Below are 22446 nucleotides of genomic sequence, written 5' to 3' on the forward strand. Positions count from 1 at the left end.
TTTAGAAAATCTTTACAATCTACCGTTGGCTTCTACCCACTTAAAATTATATTGATCTTCAGGAAATTTCATACGCTCAGAAATACGTAATAAACGAGCTGGCAACTTCATTAAATAATCTCTTGCCTTTTGAGCCTCATCATTTAAAGACCTTACAGTGTCTATTTCCCAATAGCTATTTAGTTTCTTTAATATTTCTATGTAATCATGTGCGGTGTATACTCCTAATCTTTGTGCGCAGTTAGAAAAGTTCTCAAAAGCTGTTCCTATACTTCCACCAGATTCTCTAAGAAAGTGTGCAGGCATAACTATCTTTTGTTTCATCATATCGGCAAAAGCTATCATCATTCCAGAAGGGTCTTCAGATAAAATAGTTTTTACAAATTCTCTATATGCTAAATGATGCCTCATTTCATCACCAGCAATAATAGTACACATTTTACCTAAAAGTGCATTTCCTTTTTTCTTAGCCATTTGCCCAACACGCTTATGCGATATATTGGTAGCTAATTCTTGAAAAGATGTATATACAAAATTCTTATAAGGGTCTCTATCTGTTCCAATATCAAAACCATCAGAAAGTAAATGTTGCGTTGTAATTTCTACTTCGCGCATATTTACTCTTCCAGATAAATATAAATATTTGTTTAGTACATCTCCATGTCTATTTTCTTCTCCTGTCCATGCTCGTACCCATTTAGACCATCCATTTGCCTTACCGTCATGTTGGTTTATCCCTTCTACATCCATTAGCCAAGATTCATATGTTGGCAATGCTTCTTCTGTAATAGTATCGGCTACCATGGTAACCCAAAAATCATATCCTAATTCTTTAGACTCTTCACGTAATTGCTTTACGGATTCTAAAAAATTATCGCTCTGTGAATCTGGTAAAAAATCTGTAGGTTGCCAAATCTCTTCAATAGGAATAAGAAAAGAATCTATAAAGCCCTCTACTTTATGCTCTATAGCCTGCATAACTTCTAACCTTATATTTTTTTCAGACATAAATTATTTTTTTGCAAAGTTCGTTAATAATATAGTGTTTTTACCTCTAAAACTACATCTATTTTTAATTTCTTCCCTTTTCTGAAGGATAAAAAGTGTAAACAGGATCACTTTGCCATATTTTCTTACTTTTTATATCAAAAATAGTAAGCGGTCCTTTAAAGGCTGCTCCAGTATCTATATTCCAAACATTTGCAAAATTCTGGGGTGTAGTTTTACCCATTCTTGTCACAGGTGTGTGCCCAATATATATTTCTTTGTAATTTTTTAATCGTGCTGGGTAATTTGAATCTTCTTCTTGTAAATCTGGATTTAAAGAAACTGCTAATTCCCATAATGTACGATCCCAATAAAAGGTTTTTGTAAAATACTCATGCTCAATACCTTTTAAGTTTGTGAATCCTGCATGAAGAAAAAGTCTATTTTCTTTATCTAGATAATAGTTTTTTAATTCTTTATAGAACTTAATATGGCGCTTTTTAGTTTCTTCTGAAACTGCCGCATAAGAAGTACTAGTTGCTGTGCCTCCATGTTGCAGCCACACTGGATTATGTTCTTCTTTTAACAACCAATCTAAACATAGCTCATCATGATTACCTCTTAAATAAATACACTTATGTGTTTTCTGTAGTTCTAATAAAAATTCTACTGTTTCTACAGCTTCACTCCAGCCATCTACATAATCTCCTAAAAATATTAAGGTGTCTTCTGTAGTTACTTCTGCTTTTTCTAAAACTTGTTGCAGTGCCTTTAAACCAGAATGTATGTCTCCTATTACTAATGTTCTCATACTACAAAAATCGTAATTATGAACAGGAATATCCTATTTTATACCTTTAAAAAACTTTTTTTTAACCTAAGCATTACAAACCACAAGTATAGTACTCTAAATTTATAAAGGAACAGATATATTTTTCTAACTACTTTAGCGTTATCTGAAAAAGGATAAAATGAAAAGCGTATTCTGTATTGGAGAATTATTGATTGATTTTATTGCTAAAACTGAAAAAAACAATTTAGGTAAAGCAAAAGATTTTTCTAGAAACCCTGGTGGAGCTCCTGCAAATGTGGCCTGTGCTATAAGTAAACTTGGAGGCTTAAGCAATTTTATTGGTAGTGTTGGTAAAGATTCTTTTGGAAGCTATTTATTAGAAGTACTTAAAGACAATAATGTAGATGTATCTCTAGCACAAAGAAGTGATGCTTTTACAACGCTTGCCTTTGTTTCTTTAGATGAAAAAGGAGAGCGCGATTTTGTTTTTAGCAGAGGAGCTGATGAAAAATTAAAGTATGATTCTTGTATTAAAAAAGAATTTAATAATAACATAGTTCATTTTGGTGCTGCAACTGCCTTATTAGGAGGTAATTTAGAAGATGCTTATAACCGATATTTTTTTGATGCGCTTACGCAAAATACATTTATAAGTTTTGACCCAAATTTTAGAAGTGATTTATGGAATAACCAAACCGATGTTTTCATAAAAAAATGCTTGCCTTTTATTCAAAAATCACATTTATGTAAATTTAGTTTAGAAGAGGCCCAATTACTTTCTGGAGAAACCAACCCAATAGACTGCTCTGGTATATTACATGAAATTGGTGCCCAAGTTATTGTTATAACATTAGGCAAAAAAGGAACCTTAGTAAGCACAAATAAAAAACAAAAAACCATACCAAGTATAGAGGTTAAAACGGTAGATACTACTGGTGCTGGCGATGCTTTTATTGGTTGTTTATTGTACCAAATAGCATCTTTAACCTCTACTTCTACTATTATGGAAGATTTTAGTTTATTAAACAAAATGGTAATAAAAGCTAATAAAGCTGGGGCTTATTCTACTACTGGCTATGGAGCAATTTCTTCTTTGCCAAACCATAATGCTGTTTTTAATTCTTAATTATTATACTGCACTTTACGCAGAATTCTTAAAGAAGCTTTAAGATCGTTATAAATTTTTCTGTCCGTTTTTTTAAGCAGTGGTCTTGCCTTTTCCATTTTCTCTTTTGCATCTTCAAAATTATTTAAATAGCAAATTAAATAGGTAGCGGGCAGTTGTTTTAAATCTTCTAATTCTGTTGCTTTTAAACTAATTCCTTTTTTTATTTTAGAAAGCAGGGCATTATTAGTGTTATAAATATGGTGCAAATCTTCTTTATTATACTGCGGCGGATTAAATATTAATTTACTTTTTATTACATATTTTCCATTATCATTAAAAGCAATGGTAACCTCTTCTAAAGGATAATATTTTACTTTATTTCTCAAACCTAACTGTACATATTCTGTAGTAGTAAAAGAGTCATTTGTATAGGTAATTGTTACCTCATCTAAGGTGGAGTAAAATAGCTTTACTTGCTCGTTTATAAGTTCTATATCTACCCTAGAAAAATACGTTTCTTGTTTTACTTTTTTAATATTACCAGCCCAACAAACTACAAACTGTTCTTTAAAAACTTTATAGTTACTTTCTAAATCCTTGTGCCTATTATTTATAAAATCTATAACACCATCTAGAGTTAACTCTATATTATTTTTGGCATGCTTTTCTATAGTTGCAACGGTCTCCGAATTATTATCTATTAACTCTATGTCATAGGCCTTTGGCAAGCTTATGCTCCCTTCTCTAAAAAAAACAGAGCCTCCATAATATTTCCAAATATTTTTTCGAAGAGAACAAACTTTCCCGTTAGAAGATACGGTTACTAAACCAACCACTTTACCCTCTGGTAAATGAGGAAAAGGAATATTTTCATAAGCTATTAATGGCGGATTATCTAGATAGGCGTTTACTAAATTTTGAATTTTACTGTCATCAAAAAAATCTACTCCTACAATTTTATTGTCCTCATCTTCTACTCCAATTACTATAAAAGAATTATTCTTAGGATTACTATTAGCTAAGGCACAAACGTGTTTTAAAAACTTGCCTTTCCCTTCTTTTTCTCCAATGTTTATAAAACGTTTTTTATCATAAAAACTATTTTCATCGTTATGAGCAAGAAGGTTTTTTACTAATAGTCTTTTGTTAATCATAATTCTTTATTCACTAAAGTACTACTGGCTTGTGCTGTTGGCATAACTACTAAATCTGCAATATTAACATGATAAGGGCGCGTAACTGCAAAATGAATAATATCTGCAATATCTTCTGGTTTTAAAGGTATAAATCCTTTATAAACCGTATTTGCTTTTTCCGTATTGCCTTTAAAACGAACCTCACTAAACTCGGTTTCTACAAGTCCTGGGTTTATAGCACCAACTTTAATCCCTTGTTTGTTAAGGTCTATTCGCATTCCTTGGTTCAAAGCATCCACAGCATGTTTACTTGCACAATACACATTACCATTTGGGTACACTTCTTTACCAGCAGTAGAACCAATATTAATAATATGTCCGCTTTTATTAGCTATCATTTTTGGAATAATTGCTTTAGAAATATAGAGCAAGCCTTTAACATTAATATCTAACATAGCATCCCAATCTTCAATATTTCCATCTTGGATAGGTTCTAAACCATGGGCATTCCCTGCATTATTTATTAAAATATTAATCTCTGAGAAATTTTCTGGCAAAGTGTTAATAGCATTGTGTACAGCATGCTTATCTCTTATATCAAAAGAAAGAATATGCACCTTAACTTTTTCATTTAAAGCTTTTTGCATTTCTTCTAATCTTTCTTTTCTTCGCCCGCAAATAATTATGTTTATACCCTGTTCTGCAAAAAGAAAAGCTGTTGCCTTACCAATTCCGCTAGTTGCTCCTGTAATTAAAGCTGTTTTATCCATTTTTAAGGTTATATTTAGGCAATAAAATGTAAAATTTAGGTTACTCCAAAAAATTAACGAATCATTAAAAACACTCGTTAGACCAAGTTATGGAGTGAAAATAAAAAGAAATGACTTAAAAACTTCATAAAAATAGAGGTTTACCTCATTTTTTAACCAATTGTTAACAGCTAAAGAGTGAATAAATTTTCAATTTGCACTTCTGTTAAAAATAAAATAAAAAAATACCAAAATATATATAATTATATGGAAGAAAATACCACGGTAGACATTAGCGCAGTGAACGAGAAAATTGCCCAAGAAAGCGCTTTTATTGATCTTCTTATTACAGAAATGAATAAAGTAATTGTGGGTCAAAAACATATGATAGAAAGACTGTTAATTGGTCTTTTAGGGCAAGGACATATTTTATTAGAAGGTGTTCCTGGACTAGCAAAAACACTTGCTATTAATACGTTATCTAAAGCGGTAAAAGGAAGTTTTAGTAGAATCCAATTTACACCAGATTTATTACCTGCGGATGTAGTTGGTACTATGATTTATAATATGAAAGTCAATGATTTTTCTATTAAGAAGGGGCCAATTTTTGCAAACTTTGTACTGGCAGATGAGATTAACCGTGCTCCTGCAAAAGTACAATCGGCACTATTAGAGGCCATGCAAGAAAAGCAGGTTACTATTGGTGACCAAACTTTTGTTTTAGACAAGCCTTTTTTAGTAATGGCAACGCAAAACCCAGTAGAACAAGAAGGAACCTACCCTTTACCAGAAGCACAGGTAGACCGTTTTATGCTTAAAACAGTTATTGATTATCCTAAAATGAATGAGGAACAAATGGTAATGCGCCAAAATTTATTAGGAAAATACGAAGAAGTAAAACCTGTTGTAAGTGTAGATCAAATTTTAAGTGCTCAAAAAGCAGTTAGAGAAGTTTATATGGATGAGAAAATAGAAAAATATATCCTAGATATTATTTTTGCTACTCGTTATCCAGAAAAATATAATCTAGAAAGCCTTAAGCCATTAATTAATTTTGGTGCGTCTCCTAGAGGTAGTATTAACCTTGGAGTTGCTTCTAAATGTTATGCCTTTATTAAAAGAAGAGGGTATGTAATACCAGAAGATGTAAGGGCTGTTGTGCATGATGTATTAAGACACCGTATTGGAATTACATATGAAGCGGAAGCAGAAAACATTACTTCGGAAGAAATAATTAATAAAATTATTAATGAGGTTGAGGTACCTTAAAATTCTTCCAAAATGGAAGGACTTATAAAAAGAGTACTAAAAAATAAAGTTTTCATAAACCCTTTCTCCTTTGGAGAGAGGGTTGGGAGAGAGGAAAATGGATACTAAAGAGTTACTAAAAAAAGTTCGTAAAATAGAAATAAAGACTAGACGTCTTTCTGATAATATTTTTGGAGGAGAATACCACTCTACCTTTAAAGGTCGTGGTATGACATTTAGTGAAGTACGTCAATACCAATTTGGAGATGATGTACGTAGTATAGACTGGAATGTAACTGCAAGATATAACGAGCCTTTTGTAAAAGTTTTTGAAGAAGAACGTGAACTTACCATGATGCTTATGGTAGATGTTAGTGGTTCTGAACATTTTGGCTCTAACAATCAATTTAAGAAAGAGATAATTACAGAAATAAGTGCAACACTTGCCTTTTCTGCATTACAAAATAATGATAAAGTAGGTGTAGTTTTATTCACAGATGAAGTAGAACTTTTTATTCCTCCTAAAAAAGGAAAAACACATGTTTTACGTATTATTAGAGAACTACTAGAATTTCAACCAAAAAGTACCAAAACCAATATTGCAGAAGCATTAAAATATGTTTCTAATGTTATGAAAAAGAAAGCAATAATTTTTGTGCTTTCAGACTTTATAGCAGACGATTATGAAAAAACTCTAAAAATTATAGGCAATAAGCATGATGTTACTGGTATAAGAATCTATGATGAAAGGGAAGAAACCATTCCAAATCTAGGCATGGTTCAAATGCAAGACGCAGAAACAGGCGCAATTAAATTGGTAAATACCCAATCTAAAAAAGTCCGTACAGCGTATAGTAACTTTTACAAAGAACAAGTAAACTATTTTACAAACACCTTTACAAAATCTGGCTGCGGTGTTCTAAGTAGTAGGGTTGATGAAAGTTATGTAAAAAAATTATTAGGTTATTTTAAAAGAAGAGCATAATTACTAATGAGTTGTAACAAATTATTTAATAAAGATTTTATTTTATGCTTTTTGCATAAAGTTGTGCTATGTCTGTTTTTTATAGGAACCTATACTAGTTATTCCCAAACAACGCCAAAAGTAACTTCTGAAGTAGACGTTACCACCTTAAAAATAGGAGAGCAACTACATTTTAAAGTTTCTGTAGAAGTAGATTCTACAGCTCAAGTAATATTTCCTGAAGGACAAACCTTTTCTCCTCTAGAAACAGTAGAAGCTTTTAAAACAGATACTACAAGAAAAAAAGACCGTGTTACGCTACAAAAAATATATGCTTTAACACAATTTGATTCTGGTTCTTATAAACTACCACAACAACGTATAGAAATAAACGGCAAAGGTTTTTTTACAGATTCTCTACGTATTGAAGTTTCTACAGTAAAAGTAGATACTATTGCACAAAAAATGTTTGATATTAAACCATTACTTAGTGTAAACAAAAGCAATACTAAATTATGGAAAATAATACTTGCAATATTATTTGTTTTACTAATTGGAGGCCTTGTTTACTGGTTTTTATATAGAAAAAAACCTTTAACTGAAGAAGAAAAAGTAGCACTGTTACCTCCTTATGATAGAGCTTTATTAGAGCTTAAAAAGTTAGAAAATTCTAGATATTTAATTCAAGACGAATACAAACAATACTATTCTGAACTTACAGATATTGTTCGCTCTTATTTAGAGGAAGATGTTAAAGTATCGGCTCTTGAAAGTACTACAGATGAGCTTATTTCTAAATTAGAATTGCGTAAAGATGCTGGGGAATTAGATTTGGATAATGATACCATCTCTCAATTTAAAAAAATATTACAAACAGCAGATTTGGTGAAATTTGCAAAATCTAAACCTCCTATTTCTACTGCAGAAAATGACCGCAAAGCAGTAGAACAAATTGTGGTTAAAACACATGAAGCTATTCCGGAACCTACAGAGGAAGAACTTTTAGAGCAAGAAGAATTCCAAGAAGAATTGGCTCGCAAAAAGCAAAGAAAAAAGACAATAGTTGCAATAAGTGCTGCATTAGGAGCTGTTATAATTGGTATTGCAGGTATAACGGCATATTATGGCCCAACTAATACATGGGATACTATAACAGGGAATCCATCTAAAAAAATGTTAGACACTAAGGAATGGGTTTCTAGCTCCTACGGATATCCTCCAATTAGTATAGAAACTCCAGAAGTACTTATTCGTCAAAAAACAAAAATACCTGCAGAGGCACAAGAAAAAATAAAAGAGTTACAAACTTTTGCATACACAAACAAAGCTGCTTTATTTACTATTGCAACTACCTCTACCACTTTTACATCAGAAGAAGAACCAGATTTTCAAAAATCAGTAGAGCACTTAATTAAAAACTTTGAGAAAAAAGGAGCAAAAAATATCATTACTAAAAACGAAGAATTTACTACAATTTCTGGTGTTAAAGGTTTAAAAACTTACGGTAATGCTAAATTTAGAGTTCCAGACTCTAAAGAGCTTGTAAAAGGCAACTATATAATATTAAGTTTTGGCGGCAAAGGGTTTCAGCAACAAGTATTGTTAACTTGGTTAGCTAATGATACGTATGCTCAAGAAATTATAGATCGTATACTAACCACTGTAGAAGTTAAAACAGAAGCATAAATGTTAGAAAATATATCTTTCGCAAATCCTGAGTTCTTTTGGTTGTTTTTGCTACTTCCAATTGCTTTGCTATGGTATTTTTTTAAACGCAAAGAGCAAACAGCTACTTTAAAAATATCTAGCATACAAGGTTTTAATACCTCTAGTATATTACCAAAATTAAAACCCATTTTATTCTTATTTAGATTGTTAGCTCTTGCAGCAATAATTGTTGCAATGGCAAGACCGCAAACGGAAGATATTTCTACAAGAACAAAAACTACAAAAGGGATTGATATTGTAATGGCAATAGATGTTTCTTCTAGTATGCTTGCTCGCGATTTAAAACCTAATAGATTAACTGCTTTAAAAGAAGTTGCTGCAGATTTTATAAAAAAACGTCCTAGCGACCGTATTGGTATTGTAGAGTACGCTGGAGAAGCATTTACAAAAACACCTATAACTAGCGACAAATCTATTGTTCTTAGCTCTCTAAAAGGAATTACTTATGGGCAATTAAATGACGGTACTGCAATTGGTATGGGACTAGCAACCTCCGTAAACAGATTAAAAGAAAGTAAAGCAATTAGTAAAATAATTATTCTTTTAACCGATGGGGTAAATAACTCTGGATTTATAGAACCCCAAACTGCTGCAGATTTAGCTATAGAATTTGGTATAAAAACGTATACAATAGGTTTAGGAACAAACGGTAATGCGCCGTCCCCAATTGCCTATAATCCTGATGGTTCTTTTAGGTACGGAATGCGACAAGTAGAAATAGATGAAGCTCTCCTAAAAGATATTGCCAAAGTTACTGGTGGTAAATACTTTAGAGCCACTAACAATAAAAAGTTAGAAGCTATTTACGACGAGATAAATAAGCTTGAAAAAACGGAAATAGAAGAATTTAAATACTATAAGTACGAAGAAAAATTTAGGCCTTGGATTTTTATTGCCGGAATATTTCTTTTACTTGAGTGGTTATTAAGAAATACGATATTTAGAAGTTTTGTATAAACTATGATTCAGTTCGACGAAAAAATATATTTCTATCTGTTATTTATCATTCCAGTGATAATTGTCTTATTTATTTTGGCATTAATCTGGAAGAAAAAAGCGCAGAAAAAATTTGGCAGCCCTATATTGCTTAAAAAATTAACGCCTAATAAATCGCATTTTAAATCTACCTTAAAACTTATTCTTTTGCTTTTAGGCATTGCTTTACTAGTTATTGGTTTGGTAAACCCAAAAATTGGAACCAAACTAGAAACTGTAAAAAGAGAAGGGGTAGATATTGTTTTTGCGGTAGACGTTTCTAAAAGTATGCTAGCAGAAGATATTGCTCCTAACAGACTAGAAAAAGCAAAAAGATTAGTATCCGAAATTATAAACCAATTAGGAAGCGATCGTATTGGTATAATTGCATATGCAGGCCAGGCCTATCCGCAATTACCAATAACAACAGATTATGGTGCTGCAAAAATGTTCTTGCAAAGTATGAATACAGATATGCTAACCTCTCAAGGTACAGCAATAGATGAAGCCATAAAACTTGCAACAACCTATTACGATGATGAAGAGCAAACAAATAGAGTATTATTTATTATTTCTGACGGAGAAGACCACTCTGAAGGATTAACATCTGATGCTGTAGAAGAAGCTACCGAAGAGGGCATACAAATATTTACAATTGGTGTAGGTAAAGAAAAAGGAGCTCCTATACCAATAAAAAGAAACGGGATTGTAGAAACTTTAAAGAAAGATTCTCAAGGAGAGGTTGTTATTACAAAACTAAATGAAAAGGTTTTGGTAAATATTGCTGATGATGGTAATGGTGAATATATTGATGGAACTAATACCGAAAAAGCGGTTGATTTTATAAAGGAGCAACTAATAAAAATGGATAAAACGGAGTTTGAAGCAAAACAATTTGCTGAATATAAAGACCAATTTCAATGGTTTTTAGGAGCTGCTCTTTTGTTTCTTTTTTTAGATATTTTTGTATTAGATAAAAAAACTAAATGGTTAAAGAAACTTAACCTGTTTAACGAAAAAGAAGAATAAAATGAAAATATATATTTTACTTATTGTTTTTCTATTTGGTTATTTTGGTATTTCTCAAGAAGAGGAAAAAGAAAAAGCCAAGGCTCTAGAAGCTTCAAAAAATTATACATGGAATGCAAATAAAAATTTATCCGAAGATAAGTTTGTAGATGCAGAGGCAGAGTACAGAAAAGCAATTTCTAAAAGTTCTGAAAATGCTGCTGCTCCCTATAATTTAGGAAACGCTTACTATAAAAAAGAAACATATAGCGAAGCTTTTGGACGTTTTAAACAAGCAGGAGAAGTAGCTACTAGCAAAGCAGACAAGCATAAAGCATACCACAATATGGGTAATGTATTTATGAAGCGTAAAGAATATGAAAAAGCTGTTGAAGCCTATAAAGAAGCTTTAAGAAATAATCCTAAAGATGAAGAAACACGTTATAATTTAGCTCTTGCAAAAGAAATGCTAAAAAAACAACAAGACAAGCAAAAGAACGACCAAAATAAAGATCAAGATAAGGATCAAGATAAAAAAGACCAAGACAACAAGGATAAAGAAGATAAAAATAAAGACAAGAAAGACGGGGACGAAGGAGATAAAGGTGATAAAGACAAAGAGGAAGAGAAAAAAGACGGGGACGAAGGAGATAAAGGCGATCAAGGCGATCAAGGAGAAGAGGAAAAAGAAGATAATAAAGAAGGAGAAGGTGATGAGAAAAAAGAAGATAAAAAGCAACCTAATCAAGGAGATCAACAACAAGAAAAATCGCAGCCTAGGCCTAACCAATTATCTAAACAACAAGTTCAGAATTTGCTAGAAGCTATGCAAAATGAAGAGAAAAAAGTAAAAGATAAAATAGATGCTAAAAAAGTAAAAGGAGCTAAAGTTAAAAACGAAAAAGACTGGTAATGCCAAAACTATTTAAAATAAACATTCCCCTGCTATTTTTAGTTTTCTTTTGCCTATTTACACAGGCTCAAGATAAGGGTGCCGTTACTTTTGAAATGAAACTTAGTAAAAATAAGCTAGGTATTAATGAACGTTTGCGGGTAGATTTTGCTATGAATAAAGATGGAGACGACTTTACACCTCCAGACTTTAGTGGTTTTAGAGTTCTAATGGGTCCTTCGCAATCTATTAGTTCTTCCTGGATAAATGGTGTTCGTAGTTATTCTAAAACCTATTCTTATACGCTAGCACCAACAGCAAGAGGTAAATTTTCTATAAAACAGGCCTCTATTGTTATAGGCGGTAAAGTATATAAGTCTTTAGCTAAAACGGTAGAAGTAACTGCTGCTGTAGATAAACCAAATGGTGAAAAATCTGCCGATGCTATTGCAGATGACAATTTACATTTAGTTGCCGAAGTTTCTAAGACCAATCCTTATTTAAATGAAGCAGTAAGCGTAGTTTATAAATTATATGTAAGTCCGCAAATAAGTGTTTCTAATTATCGACCATTAGATAATCCTAAATACAATAATTTTTGGAGCCAAGATATTCAAGTATCTAGACTCAATGCGCAAAATGGAACTTATAAGGGAAAAGCATATCGATACGTAGTATTAAAACGTGTTGTACTATATCCTCAAAAATCAGGGAAATTAGAAATAGAACCTTTATCCCTTGAGATAACTGTAGATGTTCCTACAAACAAGAGAGACTTTTTTGGTGGCCGAGTATACTCCCAAACGAATAAAACTGTTTCTGCTGGTAAACGCACAATAAATGTAAAAGCGCTTCCAGAAAAAGGAAAACCTGCAGATTTTAGTGGTGCTGTTGGCGATTTTGATTTTAAAGTTACCACCAGTAAAACACAATTAAATGCATCAGAATCTTTACAAGCTAAAGTAGAGGTTAGTGGTAAAGGAAATTTAAAACTTTTTCAACTTCCAAAACCTAATTTACCAAGTTCTTTAGAAGTATATGAACCAGAATTTAATGAAGGTATAAGAACAAATTTAGCTGGTATGCAAGGTAAGGTTAGTGATAGTTATACTATTGTACCGGCATACAAAGGCAAATACCCAATTCCTTCCATTTCTTTTAGTTACTTTAATCCAAAAACCAATAAGTACGTTACAGAAAATTCTGAGGAAATATTAATAAATGTAATAAAAGGTCCTTCAAGTTCTTCCGCTACAAATCCAATTAATTCAAATAACAAACAGGTAGTATCTTCTAGTAATAATGCATTTCATTTTATTAAAACAAAAACAAATTTACAAGCTATAAAGTCTAATTATTTTTTTGGCTCTACTCCTTTTTACTTATGGTTACTACTTCCTCTTTTGTTAATTCCTATTTATATTTTATTACGTAAAAAAAGAGAAGCTATTACTAATGATGTGGTTGGTAATAAAGTTAGAAAGGCAAATAAATTAGCTAAAAAATATTTATCTAAAGCAAAAGCAACATTAGGAACCAAAGATGCTTTCTATGTAGCGCTAGAAAAAGCTTTGCATAATTATTTAAAAGCAAAATTAAAAATAGAAACATCAGAATTTAGCAAAGATAAAATTCAAGTTTTACTTTCAAAAAAGAAGGTAGATTCAACAACTATAGATGAATTTATTTCTCTTCTTAAGAATTGTGAGGCAGCGCGTTATAGTCCATTCTCAAATGTGCAAATGCAACAAGATTATGACAAGGCTAGCGAGGTAATTTCATTAATGGATAAACAATTATAGGTATGCTAAAAAAATTAATATTCCTATTTGTTCTTTGTTTAAGCACTTTAGGAAACGCTCAAAACACTACTTTATTTAATGATGCTACAACCGCATATAATAATGGTAATTACAACAAGGCTATAGAAAATTATTTACAAATAGTAGAAAATGGGGAGCATTCTGCAGAACTTTATTATAACCTTGGAAATGCCTATTATAAATTAAACCAAATAGCTCCTAGCATATATTATTATGAAAAAGCACTGCTTTTAAAACCTAATGATAGTGAAATTAAGAACAACCTAAGTTATGCTCAAAACATGACTTTAGATGCTTTTGAAATACTGCCTGAAACACAATTTTCTAAAATTTATAAAACAATAGTAGGTACATTTTCCTTTGATCAATGGAGCTATATTGCAATTTTATTTGTATTCTTATTTGTATTCTTATATATTGCATTTAAGCAATTTAGGTACTCTACAAAAAAACGTATTGCTTTTATAGGAAGTATTTTTTCTTTATTTATAGTTTTTACTAGTTTACTATTTGCTTATGCTCAGTACAAAGAATTTAACGCTAAACAGCCGGCAATAATCTTTACAGAAGAAGTTGTAATAAAATCGGATCCAAATAATAGTGGTCAAGAGCTTTTTAGATTACATTCTGGTACTAAGGTAAATATAGAAGAAGAGCTTAAAGATTGGAGAAAAATAAGTTTAGTTGATGGCCAAACAGGCTGGTTATTAGCTGAAAATATAAAACCACTAAAGGATTTTTAAAGTTTATTAATAGTTTTTAAACATTTGCATAGTTATATTTGTTAAGGAATTTTTTATTGTATGAAAGTTTTTGCTCGAATTATTTTATTGTTTTTATGGCTTTTTGCAGTTACTGCTCCAAGCATAATAACTTTATGCGATGTTGAAAATACAATTGTAATTACCAATCTTAATGAAGAAGAGCAAGAATCTGGTAAAAAGTCACCAACTGCAGAAGAAAAATTTGTTAAAGAAAATTCTTTAGACTTTTCTATAGTTGCTATTTTAAACAATACGGTAAATAGTAACTTTAATATGGCAGGTTACAAAAATTTATCTTTAGAAGTATTATCTCCTCCCCCTGAATGCCTTAACTAGTAATTACTAACTGTTCTTTATTAATTAATCTGTCCTAAAAAATCTAATAGTTAGGACATAATCATTTTATTTTATGTTTAAACATATTAAAAGCGATATTCCCGCAAGTATCGTTGTATTTTTCGTTGCTTTACCATTATGTTTAGGTATTGCTTTAGCTAGTGGAGCTCCTCTTTTTTCTGGTTTAATTGCTGGTATTGTGGGAGGTATTGTTGTTGGTGCAATAAGTGGGTCTCATATTGGAGTAAGTGGTCCTGCTGCAGGTTTAGCCGCAATTGTTTTAGTGGCAATTACTTCCTTAGGCTATGAAAACTTCTTAGTAGCTGTAGTACTTGGTGGGGCTATTCAAATTCTATTTGGCGTATTACGACTAGGTATCATTGGGTACTTTTTTCCTTCCTCAGTAATTAAAGGAATGCTTACTGGTATTGGAATAATTATTATTCTAAAACAAATTCCTTATTTTTTTGGAATGGATAAAAATCCCAAAGGTAACTTTGATTTTCTACAAGTAGAATGGGATAATTTAATATCTGGACTCTTAAAAGCTATCAATGCCCTAATAAGCGGTAACATAAGTATTGGCGCAACTGTAGTTGGTATAATTTCATTAGGAATATTGCTTTTATGGTCTAACGTACTTTCTAAAAAAGGAAAAATATTTCAATTGGTACAAGGGCCATTAGTCGCTGTTGTTTTTGGTATTATTTTTTATGTAGTAACTCAAGGAGGCTCTTTAGAATTAACCTTAGAGCAACTTGTAAAAGTACCGGGAAGCATACAAGATATTAAAGAGCAAGTAACTTTTCCCAATTTTACAGCAATAGGAAATACTGAAGTTTGGATTACTGCATTTACTATAGCCTTAGTTGCTTCATTAGAAACTTTACTATGTGTAGAAGCCACAGATAAGTTAGACCCGCATAAAAATGTAACCCCAACAAACAAAGAACTATTTGCTCAAGGTACAGGAAACATCGTTTCTGGTTTAATAGGAGGTTTACCAATAACTCAGGTAATTGTAAGAAGTTCTGCTAACATACAATCTGGAGGAAGAACTAAATTATCTGCAATTATTCACGGATTCTTATTAATTGTATCTGTTCTTTTAATTCCTACATTACTTAATCAAATACCTTTAGCTGTACTAGCAGCGGTATTATTCATAGTTGGTTTTAAATTAGCAAAGCCATCTACTTTTGTAAATATGTACAAACTAGGTTGGAAACAGTTTGTACCATTTATGGCAACAGTATTACCAATGGTTATTACTGGAGATTTATTATTGGGTATTGGCTTAGGTTTAGCAGTAGGTATTTTTATTATTTTACTTAAAAACTTTCAAAACTCACACTTCTTACATAAAGAAGGTGAAGATGTTGATGATGGTAACATTAAAATGACACTTGCTGAAGAAGTTACTTTTTTTAACAAAGGAGCTATCTTAAAAGAGCTAGATAGTTTGCCAGAAAACACCTATTTAGAATTAGATGTTAGAAAAACCAGATATTTAGATAATGATATAATTGAAATATTAGACGACTTTGCCTTTAAAGCAAAAGAAAGAAATATTAATATTAAAATAATTTCTGAAAGAGGTGTTGTTGAAAACCCTCCAAGTTTTATAGAATTTTTTAAGTTAACACCAAAAACAACATAAAAAAATATGAAAGCACATACAAAAGAAACACAAGCAGCTATTACCCCAAATACAGCTATTGAACTTCTTAAAGAAGGTAATGCTAGATTTATAGCAAGCAATAATGCAAACAGAGATCTTTTAGACCAAATGAAAGATACTGCAAGCGGTCAATATCCTTTTGCCACAATTTTAAGTTGTATTGACTCTAGAGTATCTGCAGAACTTATATTTGATCAAGGTGTAGGAGATATCTTTAGCGCACGTGTTGCTGGTAATATTGTAAATGAAGACATTCTTGGTAGCATTGAATTTGCATGTAAATTAGCAGGAACAAAAGTAATTGTTGTTTTAGGCCACACAGCGTGTGGTGCTGTAAAAGGAGCCTGTGATGGTGCAGAATTAGGTAATTTAACTATCCTGTTAGACAAAATTAAACCTGCAGTAAATGCGGTAAAAGAACCTACAGATAGCAACTTAAGAAATTCTAAAAATATAGATTTTGTAAATAATGTAGCTGCCAAAAACGTAGAACTTACTATTGATAATATTCGTACTAAAAGTCCTGTATTAGCTGAAATGGAAAATAACAATGAAATAAAAATTGTTGGTGCCATGTATAATATTTCTACAGGTAGTGTAGATTTTTATTAATAATTAATACTACAAATAGTATGTGGAAAGAGTCTTGGTATAAACCAAGACTCTTTTTTGTCTATAATATTGAGCTTTATACACAAAAAATAAATAACTTTATTTTTTATAAAGAAAACTCTCCTTAACTAAATTTTTAGAATCTATAATTACATATAAATTTAACCTTTACATGAAAAATTTATTCTCTAACATAAAAGGAGACCTTTTCGGAGGTATTACTTCAGGAATAGTAGCATTACCATTAGCCCTTGCTTTTGGTGTATCTTCTGGACTAGGTCCTAGTGCTGGTTTATATGGCGCTATATTTATAAGCTTTTTTGCAGCTCTTTTTGGAGGAACTAATACACAAATATCTGGTCCAACCGCTCCAATGACAGCGGTTAGTATGGTTGTAATTGCACAAATAATTTCTGTTAACGATGGTGATGTTTCTGTAGCTATACCTGCAATTCTTTCTGTATTTCTACTCGCAGGAATATTTCAAGTCATTCTAGGGGTTTTGCGTATTGGTAAATACATAAAATATATACCATACCCTGTAGTTTCTGGCTTTATGACTGCCATAGGTATTATTATACTAATAACACAAATTCTTCCTGCAATTGGTTATTATCCAAAAGAAGATGTAGACTATGTAAATACTTTTAAACCAAAAGCAGAAGAAATTATTTTAGATAATATTCTAAAGGAAGAAGCAGGAGAAGGTATTCTAGTTTTAGAAAATTTTGAAGAGACCATTAAAAGAGCAAAAAAAATAACCCCTGACGATATTCTAAGAGAGGCCAAAACCTTAGCTGGTTCTGAAGCCAAAGGGGTTTTAGGTACTTTCAAAGTACTATCTAGAGCTTTGCAAAATATTAACTGGTTAGAACTAAGTTTAGCAATAGCTACTATTCTTATCATATTTGGTTTTAAGAGAATAACAACAACCATTCCAAGCACATTAGTTGCTTTAGTTCTTGTATCTGGCGTAGCATATGGTTTTGGACTACCATATAGACCAATAGAAGAGATTCCTCAAGGTTTTCCAATACCAAATATAGAAATACTAACAGAGTTTAAAATTAGTGCCGTAACACCTTATATTTTTACTGCGCTTACTTTAGCATTACTAGGGTCTATAGACTCGCTTTTAACTTCTGTAGTAGCAGACAATATGACCAAAACCAAACACAAACCTAATAAAGAATTAATTGGGCAAGGTATAGGAAATAGTATTGCTGCTATTTTTGGTGGTATTCCAGGGGCTGGAGCTACTATTAGGACTGTTGTAAATATTAACTCTGGCGGTAAAACAAAATTATCTGGAATGATTGCCGGTGTATTATTGTTAATTGTAATGTTAGCATTAAGTACTGTTGCCTCGCAAATACCTGCCGCAGTTTTAGCTGGTATCCTAATTACCGTAGGTATAGGGGTTATGGACTATAAAGGCCTAAAAGCTATATCTACTTTACCTAAAGATATTAAAATAGGACCTATTAAATTAAGTTCTGAAGTACTAATTATGCTTTTAGTAATGGTACTTTCTTCTATTTGGAATTTAGTTTATGCAGTGGGTATTGGTCTTATCATAGCATCTTTAATGTTTATGAAAAAAATTGGAGATCTTACCGCCAAAAAATCTAATGTTAAAACGTTATCCAAAGAAAAGGCTTGGTCAGATGAAATAGGCTTACCAATTAATTTACAGGAAAAAGTTTTTATTAAGCACTTAAATGGACCTTTGTTTTTTGGATCTACAAGCGAATTTCAGGAACTAGCTAACCAAATACCAGAAACTGCTTCTACCGTAATTATTCGCCTTGGAAGAACCCAATATATGGATCAATCTGGAGTATACGCTATGGAAGATGTACTTATAGATCTTGTAAAATCTAATATAAACGTATTATTTATTGATGTTCTTGAACAACCCAAACATATGATGGAACGTGTAGATATTATTCCAGACCTTGTCCCAAGGGAACATATTTTTAAAACATTTAAAGAATGTTTAGCTTGGATTAAAGAAAATGTAAAAGAGTAATATTTACTAAATTTTATATTTGAGCAGTAGCATATTTGATGAAAAACTTATTGCTACTGCTCTAAATGTTTTAAATTTGTAAGCTAGTTTATTGTTATGATTGATAAGATTAAGGAACATATTGCCGAAGTAGAGAAATTTACTGCAGATTCTAAAGAAGCTGTAGAAAGTTTTCGTATAAAATATTTAGGTAAAAAAGGGTTGTTAAACGATTTTTTTGCAGAGTTTAAAAATGTTCCTAATGAACAAAAAAAGGAATTTGGACAAACTATAAACCAACTTAAAAAAACAGCTGAGGAAAAAGTTAATACTCTAAAAAATGCTTTAGAGAATACTACAGAAGAAACTGGAATATATGGCGATTTAACACGCCCAGGGGAAGCCTCAAATTTAGGAGCTCGCCATCCTATTTCAATTGTAAAAAATCAAATTATAGATATTTTTTCTAGAATAGGTTTCAACGTATCTGAAGGTCCAGAAATTGAAGACGATTGGCATAATTTTACTGCATTAAACCTTCCAGAATATCACCCCGCAAGAGATATGCAGGATACTTTTTTTGTGCAAACAAATCCAGATATATTATTGCGTACGCATACCTCATCTGTACAAGTGCGTTATATGGAAAATAACAAGCCTCCAATACGTACTATATCCCCTGGTAGAGTATACAGAAACGAAGCTATATCTGCGCGATCGCACTGCTTTTTTCATCAAATAGAAGGCTTATATATAGACAAGAATGTATCTTTTGCCGATTTAAAACAAACACTACAATTTTTTACAACAGAACTTTTTGGAAAATCTAAAATAAGGTTACGTCCATCTTATTTCCCTTTTACAGAACCTAGTGCAGAAGTAGATGTATATTGGGGATTAGAAACCGAAGCTGATTATAGGATAACTAAGGGTACAGGCTGGCTAGAAATAGGCGGCTGTGGTATGGTAGATCCAAATGTTTTAAAAAACTGTGGTATTGATGCCAATGAATATTCTGGTTTTGCTTTTGGTGTTGGTATAGATCGTATTGCTATGCTTTTATATCAAATTACAGATATACGTTTATTGAGTGAGAATGATGTTCGTTTCTTAGAACAATTTAAAAGTGCCTTATAAAACAACTCTTTCCTTTTGAAAAAAGATATTCAAATTCTAGAAGTAAAAGACGTTCATGTTGCTTTAATATATGAGTATAATACTGATTTTAAAGCTAAAGAATGGAATGCCTATATTCTAAACAATAAGGAAACTGCTATCGAACTTGTTTTTGTTGTTTCTAAAGGATATGATGGCGAAACTAAAACATCACCATTAAGGCATAGTATGGAAGGTTTAGAACCAAAATCTTTTGCAAAATTAGAGTTTGTACAAGAAGAGGTTTTAGAACTGAATAATGAGTTCTTTGTTACTTTTTACGAAAATGGGGTATTATATGAAAAAAAATATCTGTTTAAAAAAGGAACGGTTTCTGAACAAAATACTATAAATATTCCTTTACTTGGAACCAAAGGAATTTTAGCATCTTAAGGGCATAAGCTACCACTTTGTAAATGGAATTTTACTTAATTGCGAATTATAATATTTTGTAATTCCTGAAACCTCTACACCTAGCCAATCAGGTTTTTCAAAAATTTCATTTTCTGTAGATAATTCTACCTCAGCAACAATTAAACCTTTGTTTTTTCCAAAAAATTCATCTACCTCAAAAACATGATTTCCTACTTTTATTTCATATCTAATTTTATCTATACTCCCAGGTTCTGCAATTTGTAGTAATTCTTCAGCCTCTAACACAGGTATTTCCTTTTCCCACTCAAACCTAGACACTCCGGAGGCACTACCTTTCCCTTTTACTGTAATAAAACCTTGTTCCCCTTTAATACGAACACGTACGGTACGTTCTGGGTTTGTATTTAAAAATCCCTGAACAATACGAGTACTGCTTTTGGCTTGTATCTTATACGCGTCAGAAACAACTAAAAATTTACGTTCTATTTCTATCATTATTTTACTTTTTGTAAAAGTATATAAAGTTTACATTTGTTTATGCTCTCTAATTTTCCTTTACGAAAAATAATTCATGTAGATATGGATGCATTTTATGCTTCGGTAGAAGAGCTAGACGACCCTAGTTTAAAGGGGAAACCATTAGCCGTTGGCGGAAATGAAATTAGAGGTGTAGTCTCTGCTGCAAATTATGAAGCCAGAAAATATGGTGTGCGTAGTGCTATGAGCGGTTTTCTGGCAAAAAAAAATTGTCCGAAACTTACTTTTGTAAAACCAAGATTTCAACGCTATAAAGAAATTTCACAGAAGATTAGAGCTATATTTTTTGATTACACAGATTTAGTAGAGCCTCTTTCTCTAGATGAAGCTTATTTAGATGTTACTACCAATAAAAAAGGAAATCCATCAGCATCTTTAATTGCCAAAGAAATTAGACAACGTATTTATGATGAACTTGGATTAGCTGCGTCTGCAGGAATTTCTATTAATAAATTTATTGCAAAAGTAGCAAGTGATTATAACAAACCTAATGGCCAAAAAACAGTAAACCCAGAAGAGGTTATACAATTTTTAGAAGATTTAGAGATTAGAAAATTTTATGGTGTGGGTAAAGTAACCACCCAAAAAATGTATGCTTTAGGTATATTTACTGGAAAAGATTTAAAGGCAAAATCTAAAGAATTTTTAGAAGAGAATTTTGGTAAAAGTGGAGCCTATTATTACCATGTAGTACGTGGTATTCATACCAGCGAGGTTAAACCGCATAGAATACCAAAATCTTTAGGTGCAGAACGTACTTTTAGTGAAAACCTAAGTAGCGAAGTTTTTATGTTAGAACGCCTAGATAGTATTGCTACAGAATTAGAAAAACGTTTAACTAGAGCCAAAGTAGCAGGAAAAACAATTACCCTAAAAATAAAGTATAGTGATTTTAGTTTGCAAACCAGAAGTAAAACTCTTCCTTATTTTATTGCAAAAAAAGATTTAATTCTAGAAACTGCTAAAGAGCTATTGTATCAAGAAAAATTAGAAAACTCTGTAAGGCTTTTAGGAATTTCTCTAGCAAACTTAAATACAGAAGATAAAAAGATACCCAAAAAGAAAACTATAGATATACAATTACGTTTTGATTTTTAGACAAAATAAACCCTTGACATGTATAACATACCAAGGGTTTATTAACAAAACACTAAACTATTATTTTACTGTTAAAGTATTATCTGTTGCTGTAGGGTTCATTGGGCAAAAATAAACATACTCCCCTTTTGCTAATGTTGTTGGTTTAGATTTTTGCGTTTTACCAGTTGCTACTACCTCTGTTACATAAGCAGTTTGAATATGGTTTTCTGGCTTACTAATATCTTTTCCTTTTTGTACTAAAACAAAACCAACATCATGACCCACTGCATTATTTGCAATTTCAAAAACATACGTTCCTTCCGAAACTGTAATTTGTTTTTGTGTAAACTCTCCAGGAGTTTGCTCTAAAGAAATTGTTTTTTGAGTTTTTTTCGTCATTTTATCTTGGGCACTTGCCGAAAATGATACTCCTAATGCTAATACTACTAATGCTACTAATTTTTTCATCGTTTTTAATTTTAAA

The 22446-nt window shown here is 31.5% G+C and carries 22 protein-coding genes; 16 read left to right on the plus strand and 6 right to left on the minus strand.

Going from position 1 to position 22446, the window contains the following annotated elements:
- Positions 1–12: 12 nt before the first annotated feature.
- Positions 13–1008, minus strand: a complete 996-nt coding sequence (locus Q0945_RS10455) for an acyl-ACP desaturase (RefSeq protein WP_299434263.1) — start codon at positions 1006–1008, stop codon at positions 13–15.
- A 64-nt stretch (positions 1009–1072) separates the two neighbouring features.
- Positions 1073–1798: a metallophosphoesterase family protein gene (locus tag Q0945_RS10460; RefSeq protein WP_299434264.1), complete on the minus strand. Its 726-nt coding sequence runs from the start codon at positions 1796–1798 to the stop codon at positions 1073–1075.
- Positions 1799–1958: 160 nt separating this feature from the next.
- On the opposite strand from Q0945_RS10460, the gene Q0945_RS10465 reads away from it, so the two are divergent.
- Positions 1959–2906, plus strand: coding sequence for a carbohydrate kinase (locus tag Q0945_RS10465; RefSeq protein WP_299434265.1), 948 nt, complete (start codon positions 1959–1961; stop codon positions 2904–2906).
- Here Q0945_RS10465 and Q0945_RS10470 read toward each other — a convergent pair.
- Complete coding sequence (locus Q0945_RS10470) at positions 2903–4042, minus strand: ATP-binding protein (protein WP_299434266.1); 1140 nt, start codon at positions 4040–4042, stop codon at positions 2903–2905. The two genes, Q0945_RS10465 and Q0945_RS10470, sit on opposite strands and share 4 nt — an antisense overlap.
- A complete protein-coding gene (locus Q0945_RS10475) occupies positions 4039–4794 on the minus strand; it encodes an SDR family NAD(P)-dependent oxidoreductase (protein WP_299434267.1) in 756 nt (251 codons plus the stop codon). Before Q0945_RS10475 ends, Q0945_RS10470 begins: the two co-directional genes overlap by 4 nt.
- A gap of 246 nt (positions 4795–5040) precedes the next feature.
- On the opposite strand from Q0945_RS10475, the gene Q0945_RS10480 reads away from it, so the two are divergent.
- The 14 genes from Q0945_RS10480 to Q0945_RS10545 all read left to right on the plus strand — a co-directional run bounded on the left by Q0945_RS10480 (position 5041) and on the right by Q0945_RS10545 (position 20363).
- Positions 5041–6042 (plus strand): MoxR family ATPase, encoded by a 1002-nt coding sequence (locus Q0945_RS10480; RefSeq protein ID WP_298488009.1) that lies wholly within the window; start codon positions 5041–5043, stop codon positions 6040–6042.
- 97 nt (positions 6043–6139) lie between these two features.
- Entirely contained in the window at positions 6140–7006 is an 867-nt protein-coding gene (locus Q0945_RS10485; RefSeq protein ID WP_299434324.1) for a DUF58 domain-containing protein, read from the plus strand.
- Positions 7007–7012: 6 nt separating this feature from the next.
- Entirely contained in the window at positions 7013–8671 is a 1659-nt protein-coding gene (locus tag Q0945_RS10490) for a hypothetical protein (RefSeq protein WP_299434269.1), read from the plus strand.
- A complete protein-coding gene (locus Q0945_RS10495) occupies positions 8672–9670 on the plus strand; it encodes a VWA domain-containing protein (protein ID WP_299434271.1) in 999 nt (332 codons plus the stop codon).
- Between the two features lie 3 nt (positions 9671–9673).
- Positions 9674–10717, plus strand: a complete 1044-nt coding sequence (locus tag Q0945_RS10500; RefSeq protein ID WP_299434273.1) for a VWA domain-containing protein — start codon at positions 9674–9676, stop codon at positions 10715–10717.
- A 1-nt stretch (position 10718) separates the two neighbouring features.
- Entirely contained in the window at positions 10719–11609 is an 891-nt protein-coding gene (locus tag Q0945_RS10505; protein ID WP_299434275.1) for a tetratricopeptide repeat protein, read from the plus strand.
- Positions 11609–13390 carry a BatD family protein gene (locus tag Q0945_RS10510; protein WP_299434277.1) on the plus strand — a complete coding sequence of 594 codons (1782 nt, stop codon included), beginning with the start codon at positions 11609–11611 and terminating at the stop codon, positions 13388–13390. Before Q0945_RS10505 ends, Q0945_RS10510 begins: the two co-directional genes overlap by 1 nt.
- Positions 13391–13392: 2 nt before the next feature.
- Positions 13393–14154, plus strand: coding sequence for a tetratricopeptide repeat protein (locus Q0945_RS10515; protein ID WP_299434279.1), 762 nt, complete (start codon positions 13393–13395; stop codon positions 14152–14154).
- A gap of 60 nt (positions 14155–14214) precedes the next feature.
- A complete protein-coding gene (locus Q0945_RS10520; RefSeq protein ID WP_299434281.1) occupies positions 14215–14511 on the plus strand; it encodes a hypothetical protein in 297 nt (98 codons plus the stop codon).
- A 73-nt stretch (positions 14512–14584) separates the two neighbouring features.
- The gene (locus tag Q0945_RS10525; protein ID WP_299434283.1) at positions 14585–16171 is read left to right on the plus strand and encodes a SulP family inorganic anion transporter; all 1587 of its coding nucleotides are present in this window, start codon (positions 14585–14587) and stop codon (positions 16169–16171) included.
- Between the two features lie 6 nt (positions 16172–16177).
- Positions 16178–16804, plus strand: a complete 627-nt coding sequence (locus tag Q0945_RS10530) for a carbonic anhydrase family protein (RefSeq protein WP_298488019.1) — start codon at positions 16178–16180, stop codon at positions 16802–16804.
- Positions 16805–16976: 172 nt separating this feature from the next.
- Positions 16977–18836, plus strand: a complete 1860-nt coding sequence (locus tag Q0945_RS10535) for a SulP family inorganic anion transporter (RefSeq protein WP_299434285.1) — start codon at positions 16977–16979, stop codon at positions 18834–18836.
- Positions 18837–18932: 96 nt separating this feature from the next.
- Positions 18933–19952 (plus strand): phenylalanine--tRNA ligase subunit alpha, encoded by a 1020-nt coding sequence (pheS, locus tag Q0945_RS10540; protein WP_299434287.1) that lies wholly within the window; start codon positions 18933–18935, stop codon positions 19950–19952.
- 15 nt (positions 19953–19967) lie between these two features.
- Positions 19968–20363 carry a hypothetical protein gene (locus Q0945_RS10545; RefSeq protein ID WP_299434289.1) on the plus strand — a complete coding sequence of 132 codons (396 nt, stop codon included), beginning with the start codon at positions 19968–19970 and terminating at the stop codon, positions 20361–20363.
- Positions 20364–20372: 9 nt separating this feature from the next.
- Here Q0945_RS10545 and Q0945_RS10550 read toward each other — a convergent pair whose 3' ends face one another.
- Positions 20373–20840: a CYTH domain-containing protein gene (locus Q0945_RS10550; RefSeq protein WP_299434291.1), complete on the minus strand. Its 468-nt coding sequence runs from the start codon at positions 20838–20840 to the stop codon at positions 20373–20375.
- A 42-nt stretch (positions 20841–20882) separates the two neighbouring features.
- Here Q0945_RS10550 and dinB point away from each other — a divergent pair, with 42 nt between their 5' ends.
- Complete coding sequence (gene dinB / locus Q0945_RS10555) at positions 20883–21980, plus strand: DNA polymerase IV (RefSeq protein ID WP_299434293.1); 1098 nt, start codon at positions 20883–20885, stop codon at positions 21978–21980.
- 60 nt (positions 21981–22040) lie between these two features.
- On the opposite strand, the gene Q0945_RS10560 is transcribed toward dinB, so the two are convergent.
- A complete protein-coding gene (locus tag Q0945_RS10560; RefSeq protein WP_299434295.1) occupies positions 22041–22430 on the minus strand; it encodes a cupredoxin domain-containing protein in 390 nt (129 codons plus the stop codon).
- Positions 22431–22446: the final 16 nt, after the last annotated feature.

Source organism: uncultured Maribacter sp., from assembly GCF_947500405.1.
In the GTDB taxonomy this organism is placed as follows: Bacteria; Bacteroidota; Bacteroidia; order Flavobacteriales; family Flavobacteriaceae; genus Maribacter_B.

What these genes read in the sequence shown, in the direction of transcription:
- Q0945_RS10455 (WP_299434263.1), bottom strand. Translation starts at nt 1,008, where the DNA reads ATGTCTGAAAAAAATATAAGGTTAGAAGTTATGCAGGCTATAGAGCAT.
- Q0945_RS10460 (WP_299434264.1), bottom strand. Translation starts at nt 1,798, where the DNA reads ATGAGAACATTAGTAATAGGAGACATACATTCTGGTTTAAAGGCACTG.
- Q0945_RS10465 (WP_299434265.1), top strand. Translation starts at nt 1,959, where the DNA reads ATGAAAAGCGTATTCTGTATTGGAGAATTATTGATTGATTTTATTGCT.
- Q0945_RS10470 (WP_299434266.1), bottom strand. Translation starts at nt 4,042, where the DNA reads ATGATTAACAAAAGACTATTAGTAAAAAACCTTCTTGCTCATAACGAT.
- Q0945_RS10475 (WP_299434267.1), bottom strand. Translation starts at nt 4,794, where the DNA reads ATGGATAAAACAGCTTTAATTACAGGAGCAACTAGCGGAATTGGTAAG.
- Q0945_RS10480 (WP_298488009.1), top strand. Translation starts at nt 5,041, where the DNA reads ATGGAAGAAAATACCACGGTAGACATTAGCGCAGTGAACGAGAAAATT.
- Q0945_RS10485 (WP_299434324.1), top strand. Translation starts at nt 6,140, where the DNA reads ATGGATACTAAAGAGTTACTAAAAAAAGTTCGTAAAATAGAAATAAAG.
- Q0945_RS10490 (WP_299434269.1), top strand. Translation starts at nt 7,013, where the DNA reads ATGAGTTGTAACAAATTATTTAATAAAGATTTTATTTTATGCTTTTTG.
- Q0945_RS10495 (WP_299434271.1), top strand. Translation starts at nt 8,672, where the DNA reads ATGTTAGAAAATATATCTTTCGCAAATCCTGAGTTCTTTTGGTTGTTT.
- Q0945_RS10500 (WP_299434273.1), top strand. Translation starts at nt 9,674, where the DNA reads ATGATTCAGTTCGACGAAAAAATATATTTCTATCTGTTATTTATCATT.
- Q0945_RS10505 (WP_299434275.1), top strand. Translation starts at nt 10,719, where the DNA reads ATGAAAATATATATTTTACTTATTGTTTTTCTATTTGGTTATTTTGGT.
- Q0945_RS10510 (WP_299434277.1), top strand. Translation starts at nt 11,609, where the DNA reads ATGCCAAAACTATTTAAAATAAACATTCCCCTGCTATTTTTAGTTTTC.
- Q0945_RS10515 (WP_299434279.1), top strand. Translation starts at nt 13,393, where the DNA reads ATGCTAAAAAAATTAATATTCCTATTTGTTCTTTGTTTAAGCACTTTA.
- Q0945_RS10520 (WP_299434281.1), top strand. Translation starts at nt 14,215, where the DNA reads ATGAAAGTTTTTGCTCGAATTATTTTATTGTTTTTATGGCTTTTTGCA.
- Q0945_RS10525 (WP_299434283.1), top strand. Translation starts at nt 14,585, where the DNA reads ATGTTTAAACATATTAAAAGCGATATTCCCGCAAGTATCGTTGTATTT.
- Q0945_RS10530 (WP_298488019.1), top strand. Translation starts at nt 16,178, where the DNA reads ATGAAAGCACATACAAAAGAAACACAAGCAGCTATTACCCCAAATACA.
- Q0945_RS10535 (WP_299434285.1), top strand. Translation starts at nt 16,977, where the DNA reads ATGAAAAATTTATTCTCTAACATAAAAGGAGACCTTTTCGGAGGTATT.
- pheS (WP_299434287.1), top strand. Translation starts at nt 18,933, where the DNA reads ATGATTGATAAGATTAAGGAACATATTGCCGAAGTAGAGAAATTTACT.
- Q0945_RS10550 (WP_299434291.1), bottom strand. Translation starts at nt 20,840, where the DNA reads ATGATAGAAATAGAACGTAAATTTTTAGTTGTTTCTGACGCGTATAAG.
- dinB (WP_299434293.1), top strand. Translation starts at nt 20,883, where the DNA reads ATGCTCTCTAATTTTCCTTTACGAAAAATAATTCATGTAGATATGGAT.
- Q0945_RS10560 (WP_299434295.1), bottom strand. Translation starts at nt 22,430, where the DNA reads ATGAAAAAATTAGTAGCATTAGTAGTATTAGCATTAGGAGTATCATTT.